Here is a 557-nt window from a genome sequence, read left to right as displayed (position 1 = left end):
ACATTCGTTGGCATGCAGGCGTTCGAATGGTCAAAGCTGATCGGGGAAGGGGTGCGGCCCTGGGGCAATCCATGGGGAGCGGTGCAGTTCGGCTCGTCCTTCTTCATGATCACCGGCTTTCACGGCACCCATGTGTCGATCGGCGTGCTCTTTCTTGTCATCATCGCCCGCAAGGTCTGGCGCGGTGATTTCGACACGCAGCGACGGGGATTTTTCACCAGCCGCAAGGGCAATTACGAGGTCGTCGAGATCCTCGGGCTTTACTGGCACTTCGTCGATCTCGTCTGGGTCTTCATCTTCGCGTTTTTCTATCTTTGGTGAGGTGAGCGGATGACACAAATAGCGACGCAATCCACCCAGCAGCACCCGATCAAGCTCTATTTCGTCGTCTGGGGCTGGCTGTTCGTGCTCAGCACCTGTTCCTATATGGTCGACTATTTGGGCATCCAGGGTTATCTGAGATGGTCGTTGATCATCCTCTTCATGATCCTGAAGGCGGGGCTCATCGTCGCCGTCTTCATGCACATGGCCTGGGAGCGGCTTGCGCTGGTCTACGC

Annotated in this window: 2 protein-coding genes; both read left to right on the top strand. The window is 56.7% G+C overall.

Going from position 1 to position 557, the window contains the following annotated elements:
* The coding region (locus AC1D0P_RS27625) for a cytochrome c oxidase subunit 3 (protein WP_477679649.1) at positions 1 to 321 on the top strand (321 nt) is incomplete at its 5' end.
* A 9-nt stretch (positions 322 to 330) separates the two neighbouring features.
* On the top strand, positions 331 to 557 hold a 227-nt coding region (locus AC1D0P_RS27620; RefSeq protein WP_477679648.1), incomplete at its 3' end, for a cytochrome C oxidase subunit IV family protein.

The sequence above is a fragment of the Polaromonas sp. P1_G2 genome (assembly GCF_056405515.1).
Note: the sequence above shows the minus strand (reverse complement) of the source record. Positions and strands in the feature narration are given on the sequence as shown.